The sequence below is a fragment of the Proteiniclasticum sp. genome, assembly GCF_032054185.1.
Lineage (GTDB): Bacteria > Bacillota > Clostridia > Clostridiales > Clostridiaceae > Proteiniclasticum.
On the sequence record NZ_DAMBTF010000021.1, the window covers coordinates 1 to 22,602 of the forward strand.

Sequence of the window (22,602 nt, forward strand, 5' to 3'; positions counted from 1 at the left end):
ACACGGTTAGAGCTATTCTCTTTTTTCTTTTAACCAACAATAATTTTACACTAAGTTCTAATATTAACGATGTGTTTCTGAATTTTATCCATCTCCATTTCCGACTCATTCCGACAGATGGGGCAGAATTTTTCTCCAGATGTTTTCTTTCCATTAACCTATTCTCAGCTAGACATGTTAAAATAAGAGAGATAATATATTTGAAGGTGACACCCCCTTTATACGAATGTAAAGGGAAAGCACTTTCATAATAACAGATTTGGAGGGATTTTATGTCAACACATATTGGAGCAAAAAAAGGCGATATCGCCAAGACGATTCTGTTACCAGGTGATCCGCTAAGAGCGAAATTCATTGCAGAAACATTTCTGGAGAATCCGAAACAGTACAATGATGTCAGAGGTATGCTGGGTTATACAGGCACATATAAGGGTTTAGAAGTATCTGTACAGGGTACAGGAATGGGTATTCCATCAATTTCCATCTATGTGCATGAACTGATCCATGAGTATGGGGTCAAGAACCTCATGAGAGTTGGAAGCTGCGGATCTATGCAGGAAAATGTGAAGATTAGAGACGTTATCCTGGCCAGTTCAGCTTCAACGACCTCATCGATCAATAAGAACAGATTCAGAGGTATGGACTTCGCAGCTACCGCAAGTTTTGAACTTCTGCACACTGCATATACCAAAGCAAAAGAACTGGGTATCGACGTTCATGTAGGCAATGTCCTCAGCTCAGATATCTTCTATGATACAACTGGGGCAGCAAAGCTCTTTATGGATGCAGGAACACTAGGTGTGGAAATGGAAGCTGCAGCACTATATACTGAGGCCGCTCTTGCAGGCGTCAATGCGCTGACATTACTTACAGTTTCAGATAGTCTGATTACCGGAGAAGAAACAACAGCCCAGGAAAGACAGGAAACATTCAAGGAAATGATGAAGATTGCACTGGAGACCGCAGTAGCAATGGCATAATTCAATCAGAAGGTTAAAGAAGAAGTGCTGAGCACTTCTTCTTTTTAGTTAATTAATAAAAATTTATTGATAATCGATAAATTTAATGCTATGATATGAATATAATAAATAAAATTTATGAAAGTTGGTGTACTGATGAAAAGAATGTCTATTTCCTTATTCCAGATCGGTGTCCTGTTTATTACGCTCTGCATAGTGCTGCTATCCATATTCTGGCTGCCCGATACTGCGGCTTATTTTGCAGAAGAAGCTCCTGAGTGGGCTTATCTGAAATGGCCGCTTCTTGCAGGAATCTATGTGACGCTGGTTCCCTTTCTCTTTGCCATAATTGAAGGACTCAGGCTCAGCAGAAGAGTAGCAGTGAATGACGCGTTTTCGCGTAAATCTGTTCAGCATCTGAAAAACATCAGAAACAGTGCATTTGTCATTTCAGCCATGTATCTTGCTGGAACCATCGTGCTTTCAAGGCTGGTCGATATTTCACCTGGAATAGGACTGCTTGCCATAATCATTATGCTCGCATCTCTTATGCTGGGTCTGATCAGCGGCATTTTGGAGGAACTTTTACGTAAGGCATTGGAGATCAAAGAAGAAAATGATCTCACTGTTTAAGGAGGGGATATAATGGGTATAATCGTAAACTTGGATGTAATGCTTGCAAAAAGAAAAATGAGTGTTACAGAGCTTTCAGAGCGTGTCGGAATTACCATGGCCAATATCTCGAATCTGAAAACAGGTAAAGCCAAAGCTGTCAGATTCTCGACTCTTGAAGCAATCTGTAAAGCGCTGGACTGTCAGCCAGGGGATATCCTCGAGTATAGAGAAAATTAAAGTGAGAGAGGTAATGTATATGGATTTTGAACAGATCAGAAAAATCGATGATGAATTCAGGAGAGTTGAAGCGACATATGAGATTTTCAATGAAGATACGCGGCTGAACGGGTCACAGGCTGCAAGAGTGGAGTTTCTGACAACTGTCCGCTATATTGAAAAATACCTGCAGGAAGGAATGAAGATTCTGGATATCGGTGCCGGCGCCGGTGAGTACAGTCTTTATTTTGCAAAACGGAACTTTTCTGTTGATGCACTGGAATTATCAGAGTCAAATATAAGAGCTTTTGAGAAGAAAATCCGAAATGATATGGAACTTAAGCTGATAAAGGGGAATGCCATCAATCTTTCGATGTATCAAGATTCATCTTTTGATGCTGTTCTTCTGCTTGGGCCGCTCTACCACATTGAAAACATGGAATATCGGAACCTGTGTCTGAGTGAGGCAAAACGAGTGCTCAAGCCTGAGGGAAAGCTTTTTGTATCATTTATCAGCAATGACATGGTTATTCTTACAGAGTTCAGTTACAGAAATGATTTCTTTACCGATGATTCTTATGATCATGAAAGCTTCAAAGTGAAAAACTTCCCTTTTGTATTCTATACTGTTGAGGAGTGCAGAGAAATTCTAGCTGGTGCAGGGCTTAGTACACTTCATGAGATCGCTTCAGATGGCGTATCAGAACTTTTGGAGGATAAAATCAATACTCTGGACAAGAAGTCCTATGATCAGTATCTGAAGTATCATTACCATATCTGTGAAAAGCCGGAAATGATTGGGAGAAGCAATCATCTGCTGTATGTTACAGCAAAATCATCCATGAAATAAAAGAGCTGATACTTTTTTATTCATTTTTGATCAAATAATCCCTTTGACATTATGTAGTCAATGCCACTATACTAAGAATATAAATTAAAACTGAATAGTACTTTAGGTATCTTTGCATCAAGCAGAGATTTAAAAGGGAAAGAGGTTTGAATCCTCTACAGCCCCCGCTACTGTGTACAGGGATGAAATCTTCAGTAACCACTGAGCAATGCTCGGGAAGGTGAAGAGAGTAAGAAGATCTGTAAGTCAGGAGACCTGCCTATCGTAGTATGAATATTTCATAGCTTCGGAGGGAGGTTTGTGAGTTTTTTCTTTTGCAAAAAACACATGGATTATTCCATGTGTTTATTTTTTTGGAGGTTTACATGAAACGGGTGATAATTGCAGGGATCAGCAGCGGAGTGGGAAAAACAACGATCAGCATGGGCATAATGAGAGCACTGGCAAGAAGGGGCAGAAAGGTAATTCCATTTAAAACCGGTCCTGACTATATAGATACGGGTTTTCATCATGCTGCTACAGGAAGAGCTTCCGTCAATCTGGATTTATGGATGACCGGAGAAGAAAATACAAAATTTATCTATGGGCTACACAGAAATGAAGGAGATTTCGCTGTAATTGAAGGTGTTATGGGATTATATGATGGTCTGGGTGATGAGAGATCTACAGGAAGCACTGCTCATCTGGCCAAGGTCATTCATTCACCGGTCATTCTCATTATGGATGGATCTCATATGGCAGCTTCAGCTGCAGCTGTTGTTCTGGGATTCAAAGAATATGACCGTAACGTCCCCATAAGAGGGATCATTGTAAATAATGTGTCTTCAGAATACCATTTCAGACTGATCGAGGAAGCCATCACACGGACAACGGGCATTCCCTGTCTCGGATATCTGCCGAATAATCCTAAGCTCAAAGTACCTTCTCGCCACTTAGGACTATTTCAGCAGGAGGAAATCGAGAATATCGATGGTCTCATGGACGAGGCTGCTTCATTTATCGAACAGCACATCGATCTGGATCTTCTTGAAGAAGTATCTGAAGTTTATGAAGAAGTACCTCAAAATATTTCTATCGATCCACGAGCGTTTCTTGAAAATATCTGCAAAGATCTGAAACTTGGAGTAGCGAGAGATGAAGCGTTCTCATTCTACTATGAAGACAACATCAGGCTTCTCGAATACATGGGATTTGAAATTATTCCTTTCAGCCCTCTCCATGACAGTACGCTCCCGGATAATCTCGATGCGATCTATATTGGAGGCGGATATCCTGAACTGTATGGTGAGAAATTATCCAGTAACAGAACTTTTCTTGATTCCATAAGGGCTGCACTTGATAGAGGCATAGACACTTATGCCGAATGTGGTGGATATATGTATCTTATGGAAGGAATTGAAGACTCCGAAGGAAAGTTCCATAAAATGACAGGGTTCTTTGATGGATACTGCAAAATGACTAAATCCCTTCAGCAGTTCGGATATGCTGAAGTGCGGACTGAAACAGGAATTAATTTCAAGGGGCATGAATTTCATCATTCGAGGTGGACGGGTCCAGCTGAGACATCTCTGTCTCTTTCACTGAGCAAGCCCAAAGAACTGGGAAACCCAGTAAGCTGGAAATGCGGACAAAGGAAAGGGAACGTTCATGGTGCTTATGTACACATCCATTTTTACAGCAATCTTGAAGCGGTTAAGTCAATCGCGAGGGATATATATGAATCGAGGAGGTCAAGAAATGAAAACATTACAAATCAGAAAACAGACTAAAAACCAGATGCTTGTACAGATGAGTCTTCTTATCGCATTAAGTTACCTGGGATCACTCATCAAGATCCAGGGGTCTATTGCCCTGGATGCACTTCCAGCCTATTATGGTGCACTTATGCTGGGACCTTTGCCTGGTGCGGCAATAGGAGTTTCTGGACACATTCTGACTGCTCTGACCAGTGGGTTTCCCATGACGCTTCCCCTTCACCTTTTCGTTGCATGTTCAATGGGCGTCACTGTAGGTCTCTTTGGCTATCTGGCGAAAAACGTAAATCAGATCATGGCAGCAGCAGCAGGTGTTTTATTCAACGGACCTGTGAGCACATTAGGCGCAGCTTATGTCGCGTCACTCATGGGTCTGGGATTTTCAGGTAAAATCATGTTTTATGCGCTGATTGTGCCTCTGACACTGACATCAGCAGTGAATGTCCTGGGCGGACTGCTCCTTTACCGCACAGTCGTACGTTATATGAGACAGGAGAAAACACATGAAGTATCGTGATCTGAATCTGATTCCGTGGGATGAGGAAAGCTATCTTGTCATATCCTGCGACAGTGCGGGCGGTATTGGCGATAAATCAGGAGACATCATCACGACAGATCCAAGGACATTAGGCTTTCACACAGCTCAGGTTGCATTAATGGAAATGCTGTCCATTGGGGTTTATCCCTTTTTTCTCTCCAATACCTTGTCTGTGGAAATGGATCCGACTGGATGCGAAATTATACATGGTATACGAGATGCGCTAAAGATTTTCGATCTTCACGATAGAGTCGAAATCACTGGAAGCACTGAAGAGAATATCCATGTTATATCCTCAGGAATGGGACTTACGCTCCTAGGCAGAATCAGCACAAAGGAATTCAAGTTTCCTGAAACTCGGAAAGATGATGTTGCCGTGGCAGTTGGCCTACCCGTCTGTGGTCAGGGTGTACTAGATGGTGATGAAGCCGGTCGGTTCAGTCTTAAGGCGCTGAAAAAAATACTCGGTAAGGATTATATTCATGAGATCATACCGGCGGGTTCAGGCGGAATCATTCATGAAATATCGGAACTTGAGCAAAGGTCCAGTCTGATTTTTGAAAAAGGGGATACAGATACTCATGATATTTATACTTCAGCTGGACCCGCAACATCAGCACTCATCACTCTTCATAGAGACCATCTGGAACAGCTGAAGAAAGACCTCGCAATCCCGATGGTGATCATCGGAGAATTTATATGCGGAGAGGAACGTGAGAACAATTGGGAATAATCACTTTAGTCACAGGTGGTGCAAGAAGCGGTAAAAGCACTTTTGCCGAAAATATAATGTGGAACAAGACCGATGTTTTGTATATTGCCACAGCAGTTGCCTATGATGAGGAAATGAAAGAAAGGATTAGACTGCATAAGAATCAGAGACCAGAAACATGGGAAACCTTGGAAGCTTATGACCATCTAGCTGAGAAACTGTCTGAATCAGGTATATTTTATGACGGAATTCTACTTGACTGCGTCACTGTGATGCTGACAAATCTTCTTTTCTCCATTGAAAGCTTCAACGAAGAAGAAGTTAATGAAGAATTCTGGCGCACATTTGAATCTGAGACAATCCTTAAGATAAAGAAACTGCTTCGCTCCGGGCGAAGTATCACAGACCGGTTTATTCTGGTGACCAATGAAATCGGGATGGGACTTGTTCCGGAAACCGCATTTTCAAGATACTTCAGAGATATGGCAGGAAGAATCAATCAGATGATCGCAAAAGAAGCGGATGAGGTCTATCTGGTCGTATCGGGTATACCAATGATGATCAAAGGCGGAGACAAATCATGAACACTTTTCTTCTGATGCTTCAGCTGTTTACAAAAGTGCCGATTAGGAAGGAAGTCCCATTTGATCGGAGGAAGTTTAGCCGCGGTGTCGTGTTTTTTCCGCTGATCGGTCTTGTTATCGGGATCATGGTCAGCCTACCCACCTATGCCGCGGAGCGATATTTCGGAAGAGAAGTGTCTGCAGTCATTATGATCTTCTCTGCAGCAGCCGTAACGGGCGGCCTTCATCTTGACGGTCTTGCAGATACTATGGACGGTATTCTTTCAGCTAGAAGCAGAGATAAAATGCTTCTCATCATGAAGGACAGCCGTATCGGTACCCATGGCGTTCTGGCTCTGATCTTTACGATATTCGTCAAATACCAGTTTTTAATTAAAGTGGAAAGCAGTCTATTTATGTTAATGGTGATTGTTCTACCCGTAGCAGGAAGAACAGCCATAAGCGTTATGCTGCTAGGGTCACGCTACGCGAGGGAGGATGGTCTTGGTAATCTGTTCATCGGAAGAACAGAAGACATCGAATCGGTTGCCTCAGGTATTCTCGGAATGCTCATCACATTCGCTTTCCTTGGGTTAAACGGGATCGCGGCATTGGGTATAACACTTGTACTCACTGCGCTCTTCAGGCTGCGCCTGGATAAGATACTCGGCGGTCTTACTGGTGACACATTGGGCGCATTGAACGAGATGGCCGAACTGACCTATATTCCAATATACATCCTGATTGAAAGAGGGGTGAATCTTCTGTGACAACATATTATTTCGTCCGGCATGGAACAACGGATTTTAACGGTCTTGGTGTATATTTCGGGAAAACCGACAGCCCGCTGAATGTGGAGGGTATTCTTCAGGCCAAGGCATTAGGCGTATCTCTTTCAAAGGTCAATTTTGATGAGATCTACACAAGTCCCATGAAGAGGTGCGTAGATACAGCCAGGTTCATAACAGATAAAAGAATGCCTTATGTACTTGATGAACTCAGCGAACTTGATTTTGGACGGTGGGAAGGACTGGATTTCAGACAGTGCAGTGAAAGAGATCCTGAAGAGTTCAGAAAGTGGTCTGCGGATTATCGAAATACAGCTCCTCCGGAAGGCGAAAAATACACCGAATTCTACACCAGAGTAAGGAGATTCTATGAAGAGATCCTTATGCAGAAAGAGGGAACGATGCTGATTGTGGCGCACAAAGGTGTGCTCCAGCTCCTTGTCTCCCTGTTCCTCTCTGACAGTGACAGTCTTTTCTGGAATTTCAACTTTCTTCTTGGAAAATACAGCATCCTTGAACGATATGAGGACCACTGCACGATCAACAGACTAAATGTATAGAGGAGAATCACAAATGAATAGAAACATCATGATTCAGGGGACCTCATCATCCGTCGGAAAAAGTATCCTCACTGCAGCTTTGTGCAGAATATTTACCGAAGACGGATTCCGGGTTACTCCCTTTAAATCCCAGAACATGTCTCTCAATTCCCATGTGACCATGGATGGATATGAAATGGGACGTGCTCAGGTCCTTCAGGCTGAAGCCTGTAAAATTGCGCCTCGTGTCGAAATGAATCCTATTCTACTGAAACCCTCCACAGACCAGATGTCTCAGGTCATTGTGATGGGAAGGGTTTATGAGTCCATGAATGCCAAGGACTATTTTCTTCACAAATCTGAACTGAAAAAAGTCATCATGGACGCGTATGACAGGCTTATGGAGTCAAGTGACATCATCGTCATTGAAGGTGCAGGAAGTCCCGCGGAAATCAACCTCAAAGAGGACGATATCGTCAATATGGGCCTCGCTGAAATGGTTGATGCACCTGTAATTCTTGTGGCAGATATCGATCGTGGTGGCGTCTTCGCTTCCATCTACGGGACAGTCATGCTGCTCACGGAAAAGGAAAGGAAGAGAATAAAAGGAATCATCATCAACAAGTTTCGAGGAGACATCACTCTTCTTCAGCCTGGTATCGAACAGATCGAAAAGCTCGTTGGCATAAGAGTGCTCGGAACTGTGCCATACTTCAGCCATGATCTTGATGATGAGGACAGTGTGGTCGACTGGTCGAAGTTTTCAAGAGGCAGCGGGTCAAGGCTTGATGTGGTCATCATAAAACTTCCATATCTTTCCAATCTTACAGACTTTCAGCCTTTATCCCTTTTCAGAGACGTCAACCTCCGTTTTGCTGATCTAGGCGATGAGCTTGGTACGCCGGATCTTCTGATTCTCCCTGGAACGAAGTCTACTGTAGAAGCGATGAAAAGCATCAAAGCTAGCGGTATGGAGGATAAGATACTCGCCTGTCATGAAGCGGGAACTGTCGTCATGGGCATATGTGGAGGATATCAGATGCTGGGCAGGAAGATCATCGACAGACATGGTGTAGAGTCCGATGAGGAAGAGACTGAGGGGATGAATCTCATCGATATGGTCACCACATTCAGGGAGGTGAAGAAGACATCTCTTGTAAGCGGGAACAGCTATTTAACTGATGCAAAAATCAGAGGGTATGAAATCCACATGGGCGAGAGTGAGCATGGCGTCGAATATGTACCGCTTAATCGACTGACAGAGAGAAACAATGCTCAGATAATCGAGACTTCTGAGGGCGTGCTCGACAAAGAAAATGGTGTCCTCGGTACTTATCTTCACGGGATATTTGACAATGCAGGTTTCACTAAAGCGCTACTTTCCTATATCTGTTTAAGAAAAGGATTCATACCCCATGAAGAGAACATACCTGATTTCTGGGTGCATCGTGAAAATGAACTCGAAAGACTGGCGGAAACCGTACGGAAAAACATCGACATGGAGGCTCTATATGCTGTTCTTCACAACTGATTTCAGGGTTATCACAGCGGCCCTGATCCTGGACTTCACCTTTGGTGATCCTCAGAATCTCCGTCATCCTGTAATGGCAATCGGATACTACATTGACCGGTTTGAGGCGAAGTTAAACAACATTTCTGATACAGAGGCTAAAGGAAAAGCCAAGGGACTTCTCCTGTGGATCAGTACCATAGCAGTCACATTATTATCTGTAATCGGCCTTATGATGATCGCACTCACCATCCACCCGCTGGCTTACCAGGCAGTAAACATCGCTCTCCTGTGGATGGGGATCGCAGCGAAATCACTGAAAAAAGAAAGCATGAATGTCTATCATGCAGTCTGCAGTCAGAACATAGATGAGGCAAGGCAAAGGCTCTCCTATATTGTAGGCAGAGATACCCGGAACCTAAGCTTCGAATCCGTTATTCTGGCGACTGTGGAAACCGTTGCAGAAAACACCTCTGATGGTGTGATTGCGCCTCTCTTCTATGGACTCATAGGTGGTGCGCCTCTTATGTGGGCCTATAAAGCTGTAAACACCTTAGATTCAATGGTGGGCTATACCAGTGATAAATACAGGTACTTTGGGTATGTCTCGGCGAAGATGGACGATCTGTTCAACTACATCCCTGCAAGACTGACCGCGCTTTTTATGGTTGCCTCTTCATATCTCCTGGGTTACTCAGGAAAAGAAAGCTACAGGACATGGAGAAAAGACTGCAGAAATCACAAAAGTCCAAATTCGGGACACCCAGAGGCAGCGGCAGCAGGGGCTTTAGGTATCCAGCTGGGTGGCAGCTCCATATATTCCGGCAGGCTCGTACATAAACCCTATATCGGAATAAGAAAAAGAGAACCGCAACCTGAGGATATCAGAAGGACAAACAGAATGATGCAGACTGCAGCTGTGCTGTTTCTTGGCATCAGCGGTGCCATCATTAGGGTATACATGAAAGGAGGGGTCTAAAATGAATTATCACGGTGGCGATATCTATCGATATACAGATGAGATGACGGATTTCAGTTCAAACATCAATCCCCTAGGGGTGCCAGAAAGCTTTAAAGAAGTGCTGCTTGGTGAACTGTCCTCTGTGACCCGATATCCCGATAGAATGTATCGCAAACTGACCCGTTCCATCCATGACTATATAGAGAAGAGTGAGGATGAAGTGGCTATCGTTCTTGGCAATGGTGCAGTAGAAGTCATCTACAAGGCCATGCAGGCACTGCCTGTAGAGAGTGTGATCATTGCAGCACCAACATTCTCTGAATATAGAAGGGCTGCAGAGCTGTCAGGGCTCAGGTTCAATGAAGTGATCCTGTATGACCGCTGCGGAAGACTAAGGACAGGGGCACTCATCGATGTCATTACTCAGCGTACCCTGGTTGTTCTGTGCAATCCGAACAATCCTACGGGCACACTGACCCCGAGAGATGATTTCCTTAAACTGCTGGAAGTTCTGAAATCCCGTGAAGGTTACCTGATGGTGGATGAAACCTTCATAGAATTCACATCGGACTATCCGGGCTCAAGCATCATTGATGAAAGAATGGATAATCTCATCATCATTAGGGCACTGACAAAGTATTACGGGATGCCTGGTATAAGGCTCGGTTATGGGGTTTTCCATAACAGAGAACTTGGACAGAGGGTCAATTGGCTGATGGAACCCTGGCATATCAATACTTTTGCAGATCTTGCAGGGCAGACAGTGCTTTATGACAGAAAGTACCAGGAGGAAACAAGAAAATGGATCAGAGAAGAGAGAGCTTTTATGATGAATGAACTGAAAAAGCTTACGCAGTATACTTTTCTGACCACCGAATCAAATTTTATACTGGTGTCATCAAAAAAGTATACTGCTGTGGAAATTCAGGAGATTCTCCTTAAGGATAGACTTCTGATCAGATTGCCTGAAGGGTTCACCGGACTTGGCGAACATGAATTCAGGATCGCCATCAAGGACAGAAAATCAAATATGAAACTCATATCGTTACTTAAAGAAATTACATAATAAACAGGAGTGATAAAAAAATGAAAAGAAAAATTATAAGCTTATTAACGGTGTCTTTACTGACCGTGGGTATCCTTTCAGGATGCGGTGTAAAAAATGGAGAGAATGATCAGGTAGCCTCTGGAAATTTGGAGACGCCTGTAGAGGAAGAGACTGCTGAAGATGAGCATACAGTCTATCCCCTGACCATAGAAGATTCAGCTGGAAACACAGTGGTAATTGAAGAAAAGCCTGAACGGATCGTATCTGTGGCACCAAGCATAACAGAAACCGTGTTCGCACTTGGTGCAGAAGGACTACTTGTTGGAAGAACAGATTACTGCGACTATCCGGCTGAAGTATCAGGTGTTGACTCTGTGGGTACGCTGAAGGAACCCAATATCGAAAAAATCGTTGAACTTGAAACTGACCTTGTCATAGCATCTACTCATTTCAGTGATGATGTCTACGAGAAGCTGAATGAACTGGGCATAAAGGTTGTCGTGCTTAACCCCAATGACAGTTTCGCTGGCGTGTACAGCGTGATCGAAGTGCTTGGAGAAATTGTGGATCTCAGTGAAAATGCGGACAAGCTGAACAATGAGATGAAAGAGACAGTCGCTGAGGTAGAGGAGAAGGTTTCAGGCCTTAGTGCGCCATCGGTATATTATGTGGTGGGATATGGCGAGTTTGGTGACTTTACAGCGGGAGGCGGGACATTTATCAGTGAAATGATCAGAATGGCCAACGGTGAGAATATTGCCGATGATGTTGAAGGCTGGAGTTACAGTCTGGAAAAAATCGTTGAGCACGATCCTGAAATTGTTATCGTCTCCAAGTATTATGAGACAAAAGCTGGTCTGATTGAAGCGAATGGATACAAAGACTTAAGTGCGGTGAAAGCGGGCAATGTATTCGAAATTGACAGCAATATGATCGATCGTCAGGGACCAAGAATTGCGGAAGGCTTCAAAGCTCTGGCAGAAATCATACATCCTGATGCGTTCAAATAGGAGAATGTGATGAGTTTTATTGAAAGACGGGGTTTTTACAGATCGCTTTTCTTTGCTGTTTTGTTTGCGGTGATTGTTCTTGGCGTGTTTGTCAGCACTCAGGGTGCTGCAGATATCTCCTTTATTACCGCTGTAAAAATTCTGATCAGAAATATCCCTGTTTTTGGTGAAGCATTCGTCAAAGAGGAGACACTGTCAAATCATGAGACCATTATGATGAATATCAGGCTGCCAAGAATAATACTCTCTGCTGTGATCGGAATGGGGCTTTCTGTTGTGGGCGCAGTGTTTCAGGGGATGTTCAAAAATCCTATGGCGGACCCTTATATCGTCGGCGTCTCATCCGGAGCCGCTTTAGGTGCAAGTATTGCCATTGTATTCGGTGGTGCATCAGTTTTCGGAGCATATCTGTCCGTCCAGTTCGCAGCATTCTTGGGAGCAGTCCTCACGGTAGTCTGTGTTTATCAGATTGCAAGAGTCGGAACAAGGATTCCTTCTGTCACCCTACTTCTTGCAGGAGTTGCCGTTAGCTCCATGGCTTCGGCGGTGATCTCGGTGCTTATGATTTTCAATAGAGATCAGGCAGACAGCATCATCTTCTGGACCATGGGCTCTGTTTCTGCTGCAAGGTGGGAACAGGTGGGGTATCTTCTACCTGTTGTCCTTTCCGGCACAATGATCATTATGATCTTCGCCAAAGATTTAAACCTTATGATGGCAGGTGATGACACCGCACACAATCTTGGAGTTGAAATCGATAAAGCTAAGAAAATACTGCTTATGGTTTCCTCACTCATGATCGCTTTCATCGTCTCTTCCAGCGGAATCATCGGATTTGTGGGCCTCATCGTACCTCACGCTGTAAGGCTGCTTCTTGGACCTGATCATCGTGTGCTCATACCGTTTTCCGCCCTTGGGGGAGCAGTGTTTATGATCATCTGCGACACCATAGCAAGAACACTTCTTGCACCCATGGAAATCCCGGTAGGTGCAATCACAGCACTCTTCGGTGCGCCATATTTTATTTTCCTGCTCAATAAAACGAAAAAAAGGGGGACATCGTCATGACGGCAGTATCGATCAAAAATCTGAGCTTCAGTTATGGAGACTACCCGGCACTTAAACACATCGAGATAACCCTTGAGAAGGGACTGTTCTACAGTATCATCGGACCCAATGGATCGGGAAAGACTACGCTTTTGAAAAATCTTCAGAAAATCATTAAACCGGACAGCAGCTGTATCTATCTGAATGGGGAAGATATCCGCTTGGTATCGATCAGGGATCTTTCAAAACGCATTGCCACTGTTCCTCAGGAAACCCATATGGATTTTGACTTCACTGTACTGGATATGGTGCTCATGGGCAGGGCGCCTTACCTTAAGCGGTTCGAAACGGAAGGGGTTAATGACCTTGAACAGGCAAAAACTGCCATGGAAATCACGGATACATGGAAACTGAAAGATAAATCCATAAGGCACCTCAGTGGAGGCGAGCTCCAAAGAGCAATAGTGTCTAGAGCCATGGTTCAGGATACGGATATACTGCTTCTTGATGAGCCTGTTTCCCATCTTGATATACATCATCAGATTACCATACTGAGGACCGTTGCGGGATTCTGCAGATCCAAGGGAATTACCGTTCTTGCAGTTCTCCATGACATCAATCTGGCATCGGAATTCAGCGATTCGCTTATTCTGATGAATCAGGGAGAAATCATGCAGGTCGGATCGCCTGAGCTTGTGGTCAATGAGAGGTCCATGAAATCTCTTTTCGATATGGAGTGTATAATCATCAGCAATCCGATTTCTGGGAAACCCCATGTTATTCCATCAACAGTTATGTAATAAAGGAGAGTAAAATGAATAAAGGATTCATACATATCTATACCGGTGACGGTAAAGGAAAAACCACAGCAGCACTTGGGCTGACTTTTCGGGCAGCAGGCAGAAAGAGAAAAATCCTGTTTGTACAGTTTCTTAAAGGTATTGAGACTGGAGAACTGATCAGCATGATGGAAAATCCCTATATCGAACATCTGAATGTTGCAGAGACCACCCGTTTTTTCAATACCCTCCCAGAAGATGAGCAGACTAAAATGAGAAGTCGTACGCGAAGGGAATGGGCAGATCTTCTTGTAAAGATTGAAGACGGCAATTACGATGTGATCGTACTGGATGAAATCATGGCAGCAATGCATCATGGTCTTATTGAAGAATATGCTGTAATTGAACTGCTGAAATCGAAAAAGGTAAAATCGGAAATGATACTGACCGGCAGAAATGCTTCTTCGGAACTGCTCGGATTGGCTGATCTTGTGACAGAAATGAAAAAAGTGAAGCATTATTACGACTCTGGTGTGCTTTCAAGAAAAGGAATTGAATACTGAAGAAAAGGCTTCGGATGGAAATCCGAAGCTCATTTTTGCAGTTATAGTGAAAGTAGGAAATTAAATGGTTTAGAAATCTTTGGATATAGCATGCAATAAAGACAAAATACGGAATTGAAGTGATTTCAGTCTTATGTTCCTAAGCTCTTGTACTTCCGTTTCATTTATTTAACTCTATCTCTATGTTTTTCACGATCAAATGCCTAACAAATATAAGTATGTTAAAGAAAGCTGCAATATAGGCACAGTTGTATGGTATTCCTCGCAGTAGCGATTATAATCATTGGACTGCGCGAATCTTCTGATGGATAACTTCATTATTCCATCTGCCAAATCCAGTTTCTTTGCCAGGTACTTCATAGACAAGTAATCGGTTAAAATGATTTCCATAATATCAAGATCTGAACTCCATGATTGCAGTATATGGTTCAGGTATTTTACTTCATATTGCAGGCTCAAATTCAATCTGTACCAATTTCACCTGTCAAAGCAGTGGATTTTTAGTGTGATTATTACTCGTCATTCTATGTTTAATCAGATGCTTCATCTATCTAATTAAGTTGTTACTGCGGATTCTGCTTCTTCATAATTTCATATAAAAGCAAAAATACGGATGTGTTATCTTCATGATAATGCTTGCTTGTTTTTGTTTAGAAAAGATAAATAGAGAAAGTTGACAGTTCTTGTCTTCTGGAAAGGGAATAAAATTGATCTGTACGTCCGTGTATAACGGACACAATCCTAATTAGATTATAGTGATTATTGTAAAATGATTTGTATTTATACAAATCTGAATGGACATGATTTTGAGTCATACAAGAGAATAGATATGCCCTAAAGAAATTACTTGAGTTCAAATCTATTTCTTAGTATAAAATATATATTTACTGAAATTGTTTCAAAGAGGGAAGGAGAGGGGAAGAGATAGAATTATTACATATCACATATTATGTAAATTAAATGGATCAAATTCAGTGAATTTTCCACATGTTGCGGTTAGTATAATCAAATTAATACTACATATAGATAGATGACCGAGTCACATAGCTTGTGACTCGGTCAAATTTATTCATTTTCTTCAGATAATGGATTAGCTTTAACGGCTTCTCTAAGTGATTCATTATCTACATGGGTATAAATCTGAGTCGTGGATACATTTTCATGTCCAAGAATCATCTGTAGACTTCTGATATCAACTTTACCGTGCTTGTACATTAATGTGGCAGCGGTATGTCTGAGCTTATGAGGACTGTATTTTTCATCCAAAAGACCGGCACCTTGAACATGTTTTTTAACCAATACTTCTACGGATCTTTTGTTAATTGGTCTTCGGTGGGTGGACAGAAAAAGATAATCTTTATATTCATCATTAACATCGACTTTACTTCGTACGGTCATATATTCTTTGATGCTGGAGATGCATGCATGGTTTAAATAGACAACACGTTCTTTATTTCCTTTACCGATAACGGATAATGTATCATCTTTTATTTTACTGATACGGATACTTACAAGCTCAGATAGACGCATACCGCAGTTCAGGAATAATGTCAGTATACAGTAGTCACGCTTGAAATTTATATTTTCCTTATCCATCGATCTAAGAAGCTTAAGGCTTTCATCAAGGGTTAAGTATACGGGATTCCTTTTCTTGATTTTAGGCCTTTCTAGTTCTAAAGTTGGATCTTTGTCTAGGATACGGGCTTTGACGGATAAGTATTTAAAAAAAGTTTTGATACAGGCCGTTTTTCTGGCACGAGCATAAGCTGAATTATTACGTTTTTTATCCATATAGGATAAAAATGCGTATATTTCGGAAAGAGATATTTTACGCAGGAAATCGTCATCGATATCGTGTATCAGAATATCATCAAACTGAATGTCATTAGGAACAAGTCTGCGATGCATTTTCAGGAACTTGAAGAGCAGACCCAGATCATAACCATAAGCTTCAATCGTGCTGTCTGACTTACCACGGATTGTACTTGAGTAATTCAGAAAGTCTAAAACGCGTTCTGGATAAACTTCATAATTTATGTTATTTTGGTCGCTCATAATCATCATCCTTTTTGTGGTTTTCAGAAGGGCGATTTTAGCTGAAAATCCATATTTTAACTTCTCTATCCTAATTATAGCGTATTATATTCGCGAAATCAACATTTCGCGAATATAAATTATTTAAAGTGATATTTACAAGAATATCCCTCTTCTCTCCCAGATTTGAAGCGATTAACGATCTGCAGCGTAACGATATGTACAACATGATACCAGATCTGTTGTTTAATCTGCTGAAGATTCTACACGTAAATATTCTTTAACAGACTTGGTCTCAAAATCACAGCTCTGCTTCCTACGGTTTAACGTCAGCTGTTCGAAATATGATTTATTGATTCTATACAGTTTTGTTCACCAGCTTTTTGTGAGCTCATTTTCGGTCCTTACTGATTATCTCGAAATATATAGTTCTCTCGAAATATTTTTATATATAAACATCAAATATATTAAATGATTATGGATATGGTGTGTGTTCGAATTTCCTCAAAATTGAACGAAAAAGTGCCAAAATCCCGAAGAAGTTCGGGGTTTCAAATTGAAATCATGTGCTAATATAGATACAGAATAAGTTATAGCAATTAACTTATTGGGAGTTACTTCAATCCATCACGCAAGATCTATAAAGAGCTAGGCAAGCGTTCATCGCTTATCTAGCTCTTTATTTCTTTTATCCAGTATTCATCCATTTAGTCGAATATCATGAGATGATCATATCCTATCTGATCATACTCCACTGAAAATGAAACGGGATGGATTTCTTTCTCGGAAAACTTAACAGGAACTGTTGAAAAATATATTCCATCTGAATTTAACCTAAATGATATCCCTTTCATTAAATTATCTGTCTCCCCGACTTGCGTTTTCAGCTGATATGGCACTTCCCTTTTGAGTATTTTTTTGAGGTATTCTTCGTAGTCAAACTGTTCGTTGAATACATCTTCAAGGGTCATGATTGTACTGTTTTCGTCATATACTTCAAATTCAGTATTAAACTGACTGATACCTTCATGGCTGATGTTTCTGCTTTTTGCGAATAAAGTGTATTTGCCTATTAACGATACATCAGTGTTCTGGTAATACTGCGATTTTTTGCTGCTTATGTTCAATCTTGCTATTTCTTTATCATCGAGTTCACTGAATGCTTTAAAGTGTTCCTGAAGTTCAGATGTTAAGGTTGGTGGATACTGATAGTTGGAGTATATGTCCACGGATCCAGTTGTTTTCTCGATATGCTCGCCGGTCTGATGTTTGTAGTAGTGAGTGATCAGGATCTTTGAAACTGGCTTTTTATCGACATATAGATCGACATTACTCTTGAATCGCTCTCCGATGGCTAGAATTTCTTTAACATCATTGAATGGTATGCTGATGCGGCAATAATATAAACCTGTTTCAAATTCGGGAGTCTCATGATCGATTATCAGAATGATGGCATTTTCTGAAAGCATGAATTTCTGATTATCTGTTACACCTTTAAACGGCGCTATCAGTTTAGGATATCCGAAGGTATCCGAGTATTCGTCGCTGGAGTACTCCTTCTCTATATAGAACATGATTCTATTATTTAAAGCATCCTTATAGTCTGCATCATTTACGAATAAATCAGATAGTCTGATTTCCTTACCGGTATTCAGATCCAGATTCAGTACTTCTGTATATTCCACAAATTCTCCTGGTTCAGTACCGTTCTGGACGAAAACCTTACTGCCTGAAGCGCTGACGGAAATGATGTTGTTGTAGTTGAAAGATAAACCGGTTGCCAGATACTGATCGATCAGCTTTGATTTCTCGGATAGTCGTCTTCTGATTCCACGGTATGGTGGTAGATCGATACCTTTCACTTTCTCATGGAGTGCACTGATCTGTTCGTTGATAACGGCTTCGATTTTAGTGTCAAGGAGTCCCGAAATGGTCAGTCTCATTTCTCTGAAGCCGCTTGAATCTGAAGTTTCCTCATAGTGTTCTCTAAGTTTATTGACAGTCATGAAATTCAGGTCCACAGGTCCGTTAACTTGCCGAAATGGTGATAAATAAGCTTCTGTTTGAGTTTCTGAAGGCTTATCTTTAATGACTTCCTCTTTCGGTGTCAGACTACATCCGCCTGTTATCAGAAGTGCAGACAACAGCACTCCTGAGACTATACGTTTATAAGGAAAAACAGCTGTCTCCTGCTTATCTGACTTTGACATATCCGGCCTCCTCCATGAGATTCTGACCTTCATCTGACAGGATATAGGAGATCATTTTTCTTGCAGAACTATTTTTCGGCTCATCTTTGTTGATCACAGCATAATAAGCGGTGTGTAATGGATATTTACCTGAAGTGATACTGGAGTGTTCAGGCTTGATTCCATCAACCGAAAGCAGTTTAACTCGATCGTTACCCCACATCTCACTGGTGTAGTAATAATAAGAATATCCAATTCCATTTGGCTCATCGGTATACGCAGATACGGTATCTATCAGCTCACCCATACCTGCTATAACCTGTTCTGTGGGAGCTTCCATTGGCTCAGTATCTTTCATGACAAGATCAAGAAGACCAGTCTGACTTCCGGAATTGACAGGTCTCTGGTAAGGGATAATGCTGACATCCTCCCCTCCCACCTGCTTCCAGCTGGTAATCTCACCTGAGTATATTTTTCTGATCTCATCAAGAGTTAGATCATCAACCACGTTGTCAGTACCAGTCAGAAAAACAAAAGCTTCACTTACTATAGGGACGATCTCAAATTCTACATTTCTGCTCTTTGCCAGTTTCAGATCTTCTTCTGACGGGCTGGTCACAAAGATAATGTCCGCTTTCTTGTCGATGAGATTAAGATATGCTTCATGGGTCTTATTATGGACCACATACTGTCTCGCCTCTTCTATGGGTAAATCCATGAGCTGCGCAGCTAGAGCTTCAGACAAAGGTATGGTCACCGTAGAGCCGTCTACCGTGGGATACTGCTCAGCAGTGAATCTAAGTTCATCAGTTTGTGTCTTTGATGCATTGCATCCTGAAAGAAGCAAAAGCGACAAGAAAATGCCGGTGATTACCTGAAATATTGATGTTCTTTTCAATGATATCGCCACCTTATTAATAATTTCAGAAAATGCCTCAGTAGAGTTTACTGAGGCAATATATTTGATATTGTAACCATTACTGCGCGATTTCAATTTTTCCTATCTGATCAACCGCAATATTGAATGTTCTGGTTTCTTCTGCTGAATCCTTCCCTTCCCAGGATTTGAGATACCTAAATGTAAGCGTCGTTTCTCCTTCGCTGAGTCCTTTCAATTCATAGTGGTGAATGCCGCCGCTGCCGACTACATCCGAATCAGTTTCATCAGGAATATATTCATCGTCAATCAGTTCGAGTACTGCAGTATCATAATCATCGTATACCCAACTGAAGCCTGTTGTAGGATTTTCTTCAAGATCGATTATCAGAGAATCACCTTCTACTTTAGCCTCACCAGGTAGAGCGGCGTCATTTGGAGCGCACGCAGATGATAAGAACAGAAAAGCGGATACAGCAATTACTGCAAGAAATGTCTGGGTTTGATTTTTCATTTCTTTCACTCTTTTTTTTTATTTCAATATTCTGATTCTATGTTTAAAATTTATCACTATACCTCAGTTAACAAGATACAAATTGATTAAATTTCCTATCATTAAGGTACTGGGTAGTTATTGAGTCAGGACAATGAGTCTGGTGTAATATGAGAGCATATAACTGAAATTTATAAGCCTCGAATAAAGATGCTTTGTATGAGAGTAGTGCTGAAAAATGAGCATTTTAAAAGGGATTCATTTGAATCCCTTTTGCGTCTGATTGATTATCGATACACTTAAATCTTACACCATAATTTTTACATTACGGATAGTCATGTGATAGACAAGAGTCATAAATATAGGTACGATTGAAAGATATAAAATTATATTTAAAAGAATAAAATTCATTGTGTTTGATACTTCGCCATATTCTAAAAGATACCTTAGTACCATCCCCAACATGGTTAATAGTAAACTTGAAATGTATACGAATTTATATTTTTGTTTCCCAAAGATTATACCTAATCCTATACCAATTACTAAATATGAGCCAATTACGAGATACGCTTTCATAACATCAAAAGAACTCCTTTCATTACTGAAGGGAAATATAAAGCACCCCGCAAAAACAATATACCCTAAGATAAGCAGCTTAAGAATTTTAAGGTTTCCTTTAAAATTGAGTCTTAATTTAATCATGATACCTCCATTTTGTAATATAGGTTGAAATTACATAATTTCTCAGGATGAGATATAACAAAATTAGTATTTATACTTATGTCAGCCATTCTTTTAAATCCTTGATTCTCTTTTTTTTGATAGATTCTATAGTTGGAATGGGATATATCCACAACTATTTATATATTTATATTATACTTTATTTTAAGAAAATATTCCATTTTGTACGTAGATTCTTACGGAGCCTTAATGATACCTTTGTTTGACACTACTTTCATACAGAACGAATAAAAAAGATATCCCTTCCAAAGTAGGGATATCTCTGTAATCAGTTATTTCTGGTATGTCTTAATGCTTTAGGTTTATCCAGAATTTCACGCCAGATAATCCCTTTTTGCAGTTCAGAAAGATTGTAAGCATCGGATACTCTGGTACCCTGTGTGTTTATATCCTCGGAATTTGAAGCTTCAATATATTCCTCTGCATCTCCGATTTCATTGATGTCTTTGTTCTCACTTTCCCAAAGCAGCTGATCCTGGTCTGACTGTTCCTGGTACTCCAGATCACGCTGTTCTCTGAACAGCCTTTCTTTTTCAGCCTGAATTTTGTTGGTACGCTCTCGTTCTGTGTCTCTTGGGTCCTTCAGAACTTCTTCTCCAGCCAGCATATTGAAGAGTGAGGTAAGTCCACCCTGCACAGTTTCCGGTTTTTTGATTTCATTTAATCTGCTCTGTAAGGTAGCGCGATCAGCTGGCATTCTATTCACCGGTGTATTAGGAGGGACTCTTCTCTGACCGGGTTGAGGCTTTTTGGTTTTCTTGGTCAGTGATGAAATCACGCCAAAAATTACAAGCATTATTATAAAATCCATAGGAATCCTCCTATCTTAGTCTTCCTTCTGCTGAGGAGCCTGTTTTCCGCTCTGGGAAATCGCATCTCTCATATTTGTATCAGCCATGACGTTTCTCATATTGTAATAGTCGAATGCGCCGATATTTCCAGCTCTGAATGCATCTGAAAGTGCTCTTGGGACTTCTGCTTCCGCTTCAACAACCTTAGCGCGCATCGCTTGAACTTCAGCTTTCATTTCCTGTTCAAGAGCAACTGCCATAGCACGTCTTTCTTCAGCTTTCGCCTGAGCGATTTTCTTGTCTGCCTGAGCCTGATCTTCCTGAAGTTTAGCACCGATATTTCTACCGATATCAATATCAGCAATGTCTATAGACAGAATTTCAAAAGCTGTACCTGAATCGAGACCCTTCTTCAGTACTGTTGAGGATATGGAATCCGGATTTTCAAGTACTGAAGCATGACTATCTGAAGAACCGACTGTAGTAACAATACCTTCACCAACTCTGGCGATGATTGTTTCCTGTCCGGCACCACCGACAAGTCTGTCAAGGTTAGCACGTACAGTAACTCTTGCTTTAACTTTTACTTCGATACCATTCTTTGCTACTGCAGAGATGAATGGTGTTTCAATAACAACGGGATTAACGGACATCTTAACAGCTTCAAGCACATCTCTACCGGCAAGATCGATGGCAGCAGCTCTTTCGAACTGCAGTGGAATCTGAGCTCTCTCAGCTGCGATCAGAGCATTTACGACTCTGTCGACGTTACCACCTGCTAGGTAATGAGCTTCCAGACTGTTACCATTGAGTTTCAGACCAGCTTTGTCACCTTTAATCCAAGGATTAACGATTCTGCTTGGTACGACTCTTCTCAGTCTCATACCGATCAGATTGAAGAAACCGACTTTTACACCAGCTGCTAAAGCGCTGATCCATAAACCAACTGGGATTATGGTGAACAGTATAATGATCAGTACAAGTACGATTACAAATATGATTAGTGATCCATATAATTCGGGCAT

The 22,602-nt window shown here is 41.4% G+C and carries 24 protein-coding genes and 1 riboswitch; of the genes, 17 read left to right on the forward strand and 7 right to left on the reverse strand.

Going from position 1 to position 22,602, the window contains the following annotated elements:
* The first annotated feature begins 272 nt into the window (after positions 1–272).
* The 17 genes from deoD to RTX25_RS11185 all read left to right on the forward strand — a co-directional run bounded on the left by deoD (position 273) and on the right by RTX25_RS11185 (position 14,452).
* Positions 273–980, forward strand: a complete 708-nt coding sequence (deoD, locus tag RTX25_RS11105; RefSeq protein WP_312653661.1) for a purine-nucleoside phosphorylase — start codon at positions 273–275, stop codon at positions 978–980.
* A 135-nt stretch (positions 981–1,115) separates the two neighbouring features.
* The gene (locus RTX25_RS11110; RefSeq protein ID WP_312653663.1) at positions 1,116–1,592 is read left to right on the forward strand and encodes a DUF2975 domain-containing protein; all 477 of its coding nucleotides are present in this window, start codon (positions 1,116–1,118) and stop codon (positions 1,590–1,592) included.
* A gap of 12 nt (positions 1,593–1,604) precedes the next feature.
* Entirely contained in the window at positions 1,605–1,811 is a 207-nt protein-coding gene (locus RTX25_RS11115; protein ID WP_312653665.1) for a helix-turn-helix transcriptional regulator, read from the forward strand.
* A gap of 19 nt (positions 1,812–1,830) precedes the next feature.
* Positions 1,831–2,640 carry a methyltransferase domain-containing protein gene (locus RTX25_RS11120; RefSeq protein WP_312653667.1) on the forward strand — a complete coding sequence of 270 codons (810 nt, stop codon included), beginning with the start codon at positions 1,831–1,833 and terminating at the stop codon, positions 2,638–2,640.
* Positions 2,641–2,727: 87 nt separating this feature from the next.
* Positions 2,728–2,918: riboswitch (cobalamin riboswitch) on the forward strand.
* Positions 2,919–3,005: 87 nt separating this feature from the next.
* Positions 3,006–4,409 carry a cobyrinate a,c-diamide synthase gene (locus RTX25_RS11125; RefSeq protein WP_312653669.1) on the forward strand — a complete coding sequence of 468 codons (1,404 nt, stop codon included), beginning with the start codon at positions 3,006–3,008 and terminating at the stop codon, positions 4,407–4,409.
* Positions 4,378–4,911, forward strand: coding sequence for an ECF transporter S component (locus RTX25_RS11130; RefSeq protein WP_312653670.1), 534 nt, complete (start codon positions 4,378–4,380; stop codon positions 4,909–4,911). Before RTX25_RS11125 ends, RTX25_RS11130 begins: the two co-directional genes overlap by 32 nt.
* Positions 4,898–5,665 carry a hypothetical protein gene (locus RTX25_RS11135; RefSeq protein ID WP_312653672.1) on the forward strand — a complete coding sequence of 256 codons (768 nt, stop codon included), beginning with the start codon at positions 4,898–4,900 and terminating at the stop codon, positions 5,663–5,665. Before RTX25_RS11130 ends, RTX25_RS11135 begins: the two co-directional genes overlap by 14 nt.
* The gene (gene cobU, locus RTX25_RS11140) at positions 5,656–6,228 is read left to right on the forward strand and encodes a bifunctional adenosylcobinamide kinase/adenosylcobinamide-phosphate guanylyltransferase (RefSeq protein WP_312653674.1); all 573 of its coding nucleotides are present in this window, start codon (positions 5,656–5,658) and stop codon (positions 6,226–6,228) included. The genes RTX25_RS11135 and cobU overlap by 10 nt, the downstream gene beginning before the upstream one ends.
* The gene (cobS, locus tag RTX25_RS11145) at positions 6,225–6,977 is read left to right on the forward strand and encodes an adenosylcobinamide-GDP ribazoletransferase (RefSeq protein ID WP_312653676.1); all 753 of its coding nucleotides are present in this window, start codon (positions 6,225–6,227) and stop codon (positions 6,975–6,977) included. Before cobU ends, cobS begins: the two co-directional genes overlap by 4 nt.
* A complete protein-coding gene (locus RTX25_RS11150; protein WP_312653678.1) occupies positions 6,974–7,555 on the forward strand; it encodes a histidine phosphatase family protein in 582 nt (193 codons plus the stop codon). The genes cobS and RTX25_RS11150 overlap by 4 nt, the downstream gene beginning before the upstream one ends.
* A gap of 13 nt (positions 7,556–7,568) precedes the next feature.
* Entirely contained in the window at positions 7,569–9,065 is a 1,497-nt protein-coding gene (locus RTX25_RS11155) for a cobyric acid synthase (RefSeq protein ID WP_312653680.1), read from the forward strand.
* Positions 9,046–10,023 (forward strand): adenosylcobinamide-phosphate synthase CbiB, encoded by a 978-nt coding sequence (gene cbiB / locus RTX25_RS11160; protein ID WP_312653682.1) that lies wholly within the window; start codon positions 9,046–9,048, stop codon positions 10,021–10,023. Before RTX25_RS11155 ends, cbiB begins: the two co-directional genes overlap by 20 nt.
* Position 10,024: 1 nt before the next feature.
* Positions 10,025–11,071 (forward strand): aminotransferase class I/II-fold pyridoxal phosphate-dependent enzyme, encoded by a 1,047-nt coding sequence (locus RTX25_RS11165; protein ID WP_312653684.1) that lies wholly within the window; start codon positions 10,025–10,027, stop codon positions 11,069–11,071.
* A 20-nt stretch (positions 11,072–11,091) separates the two neighbouring features.
* A complete protein-coding gene (locus tag RTX25_RS11170; RefSeq protein WP_312653686.1) occupies positions 11,092–12,063 on the forward strand; it encodes an ABC transporter substrate-binding protein in 972 nt (323 codons plus the stop codon).
* A 9-nt stretch (positions 12,064–12,072) separates the two neighbouring features.
* Positions 12,073–13,131 carry an iron chelate uptake ABC transporter family permease subunit gene (locus RTX25_RS11175; protein ID WP_312653688.1) on the forward strand — a complete coding sequence of 353 codons (1,059 nt, stop codon included), beginning with the start codon at positions 12,073–12,075 and terminating at the stop codon, positions 13,129–13,131.
* Positions 13,128–13,910, forward strand: coding sequence for an ABC transporter ATP-binding protein (locus RTX25_RS11180; RefSeq protein ID WP_312653690.1), 783 nt, complete (start codon positions 13,128–13,130; stop codon positions 13,908–13,910). The genes RTX25_RS11175 and RTX25_RS11180 overlap by 4 nt, the downstream gene beginning before the upstream one ends.
* A gap of 14 nt (positions 13,911–13,924) precedes the next feature.
* Entirely contained in the window at positions 13,925–14,452 is a 528-nt protein-coding gene (locus RTX25_RS11185; RefSeq protein ID WP_312653692.1) for a cob(I)yrinic acid a,c-diamide adenosyltransferase, read from the forward strand.
* A gap of 1,065 nt (positions 14,453–15,517) precedes the next feature.
* On the opposite strand, the gene RTX25_RS11190 is transcribed toward RTX25_RS11185, so the two are convergent.
* The 7 genes from RTX25_RS11190 to floA all read right to left on the reverse strand — a co-directional run bounded on the left by RTX25_RS11190 (position 15,518) and on the right by floA (position 22,602).
* Entirely contained in the window at positions 15,518–16,507 is a 990-nt protein-coding gene (locus tag RTX25_RS11190) for a tyrosine recombinase XerC (protein WP_312653694.1), read from the reverse strand.
* A gap of 686 nt (positions 16,508–17,193) precedes the next feature.
* Positions 17,194–18,696, reverse strand: coding sequence for a hypothetical protein (locus RTX25_RS11195; protein WP_312653696.1), 1,503 nt, complete (start codon positions 18,694–18,696; stop codon positions 17,194–17,196).
* Positions 18,680–19,573, reverse strand: coding sequence for a substrate-binding domain-containing protein (locus RTX25_RS11200; RefSeq protein ID WP_312653698.1), 894 nt, complete (start codon positions 19,571–19,573; stop codon positions 18,680–18,682). The genes RTX25_RS11195 and RTX25_RS11200 overlap by 17 nt, the downstream gene beginning before the upstream one ends.
* A gap of 79 nt (positions 19,574–19,652) precedes the next feature.
* The gene (locus RTX25_RS11205) at positions 19,653–20,066 is read right to left on the reverse strand and encodes a protease inhibitor I42 family protein (RefSeq protein WP_312653700.1); all 414 of its coding nucleotides are present in this window, start codon (positions 20,064–20,066) and stop codon (positions 19,653–19,655) included.
* A gap of 285 nt (positions 20,067–20,351) precedes the next feature.
* A complete protein-coding gene (locus RTX25_RS11210) occupies positions 20,352–20,747 on the reverse strand; it encodes a hypothetical protein (protein ID WP_312653701.1) in 396 nt (131 codons plus the stop codon).
* Between the two features lie 307 nt (positions 20,748–21,054).
* Positions 21,055–21,597: a hypothetical protein gene (locus RTX25_RS11215; RefSeq protein ID WP_312653703.1), complete on the reverse strand. Its 543-nt coding sequence runs from the start codon at positions 21,595–21,597 to the stop codon at positions 21,055–21,057.
* A gap of 15 nt (positions 21,598–21,612) precedes the next feature.
* Complete coding sequence (gene floA, locus RTX25_RS11220; RefSeq protein ID WP_312653705.1) at positions 21,613–22,602, reverse strand: flotillin-like protein FloA; 990 nt, start codon at positions 22,600–22,602, stop codon at positions 21,613–21,615.

What these genes read in the sequence shown, in the direction of transcription:
- deoD (WP_312653661.1), top strand. Translation starts at nt 273, where the DNA reads ATGTCAACACATATTGGAGCAAAAAAAGGCGATATCGCCAAGACGATT.
- RTX25_RS11110 (WP_312653663.1), top strand. Translation starts at nt 1,116, where the DNA reads ATGAAAAGAATGTCTATTTCCTTATTCCAGATCGGTGTCCTGTTTATT.
- RTX25_RS11115 (WP_312653665.1), top strand. Translation starts at nt 1,605, where the DNA reads ATGGGTATAATCGTAAACTTGGATGTAATGCTTGCAAAAAGAAAAATG.
- RTX25_RS11120 (WP_312653667.1), top strand. Translation starts at nt 1,831, where the DNA reads ATGGATTTTGAACAGATCAGAAAAATCGATGATGAATTCAGGAGAGTT.
- RTX25_RS11125 (WP_312653669.1), top strand. Translation starts at nt 3,006, where the DNA reads ATGAAACGGGTGATAATTGCAGGGATCAGCAGCGGAGTGGGAAAAACA.
- RTX25_RS11130 (WP_312653670.1), top strand. Translation starts at nt 4,378, where the DNA reads ATGAAAACATTACAAATCAGAAAACAGACTAAAAACCAGATGCTTGTA.
- RTX25_RS11135 (WP_312653672.1), top strand. Translation starts at nt 4,898, where the DNA reads ATGAAGTATCGTGATCTGAATCTGATTCCGTGGGATGAGGAAAGCTAT.
- cobS (WP_312653676.1), top strand. Translation starts at nt 6,225, where the DNA reads ATGAACACTTTTCTTCTGATGCTTCAGCTGTTTACAAAAGTGCCGATT.
- RTX25_RS11155 (WP_312653680.1), top strand. Translation starts at nt 7,569, where the DNA reads ATGAATAGAAACATCATGATTCAGGGGACCTCATCATCCGTCGGAAAA.
- cbiB (WP_312653682.1), top strand. Translation starts at nt 9,046, where the DNA reads ATGCTGTTCTTCACAACTGATTTCAGGGTTATCACAGCGGCCCTGATC.
- RTX25_RS11165 (WP_312653684.1), top strand. Translation starts at nt 10,025, where the DNA reads ATGAATTATCACGGTGGCGATATCTATCGATATACAGATGAGATGACG.
- RTX25_RS11170 (WP_312653686.1), top strand. Translation starts at nt 11,092, where the DNA reads ATGAAAAGAAAAATTATAAGCTTATTAACGGTGTCTTTACTGACCGTG.
- RTX25_RS11175 (WP_312653688.1), top strand. Translation starts at nt 12,073, where the DNA reads ATGAGTTTTATTGAAAGACGGGGTTTTTACAGATCGCTTTTCTTTGCT.
- RTX25_RS11180 (WP_312653690.1), top strand. Translation starts at nt 13,128, where the DNA reads ATGACGGCAGTATCGATCAAAAATCTGAGCTTCAGTTATGGAGACTAC.
- RTX25_RS11185 (WP_312653692.1), top strand. Translation starts at nt 13,925, where the DNA reads ATGAATAAAGGATTCATACATATCTATACCGGTGACGGTAAAGGAAAA.
- RTX25_RS11190 (WP_312653694.1), bottom strand. Translation starts at nt 16,507, where the DNA reads ATGAGCGACCAAAATAACATAAATTATGAAGTTTATCCAGAACGCGTT.
- RTX25_RS11195 (WP_312653696.1), bottom strand. Translation starts at nt 18,696, where the DNA reads ATGTCAAAGTCAGATAAGCAGGAGACAGCTGTTTTTCCTTATAAACGT.
- RTX25_RS11205 (WP_312653700.1), bottom strand. Translation starts at nt 20,066, where the DNA reads ATGAAAAATCAAACCCAGACATTTCTTGCAGTAATTGCTGTATCCGCT.
- RTX25_RS11210 (WP_312653701.1), bottom strand. Translation starts at nt 20,747, where the DNA reads ATGATTAAATTAAGACTCAATTTTAAAGGAAACCTTAAAATTCTTAAG.
- RTX25_RS11215 (WP_312653703.1), bottom strand. Translation starts at nt 21,597, where the DNA reads ATGGATTTTATAATAATGCTTGTAATTTTTGGCGTGATTTCATCACTG.
- floA (WP_312653705.1), bottom strand. Translation starts at nt 22,602, where the DNA reads ATGCCCGAATTATATGGATCACTAATCATATTTGTAATCGTACTTGTA.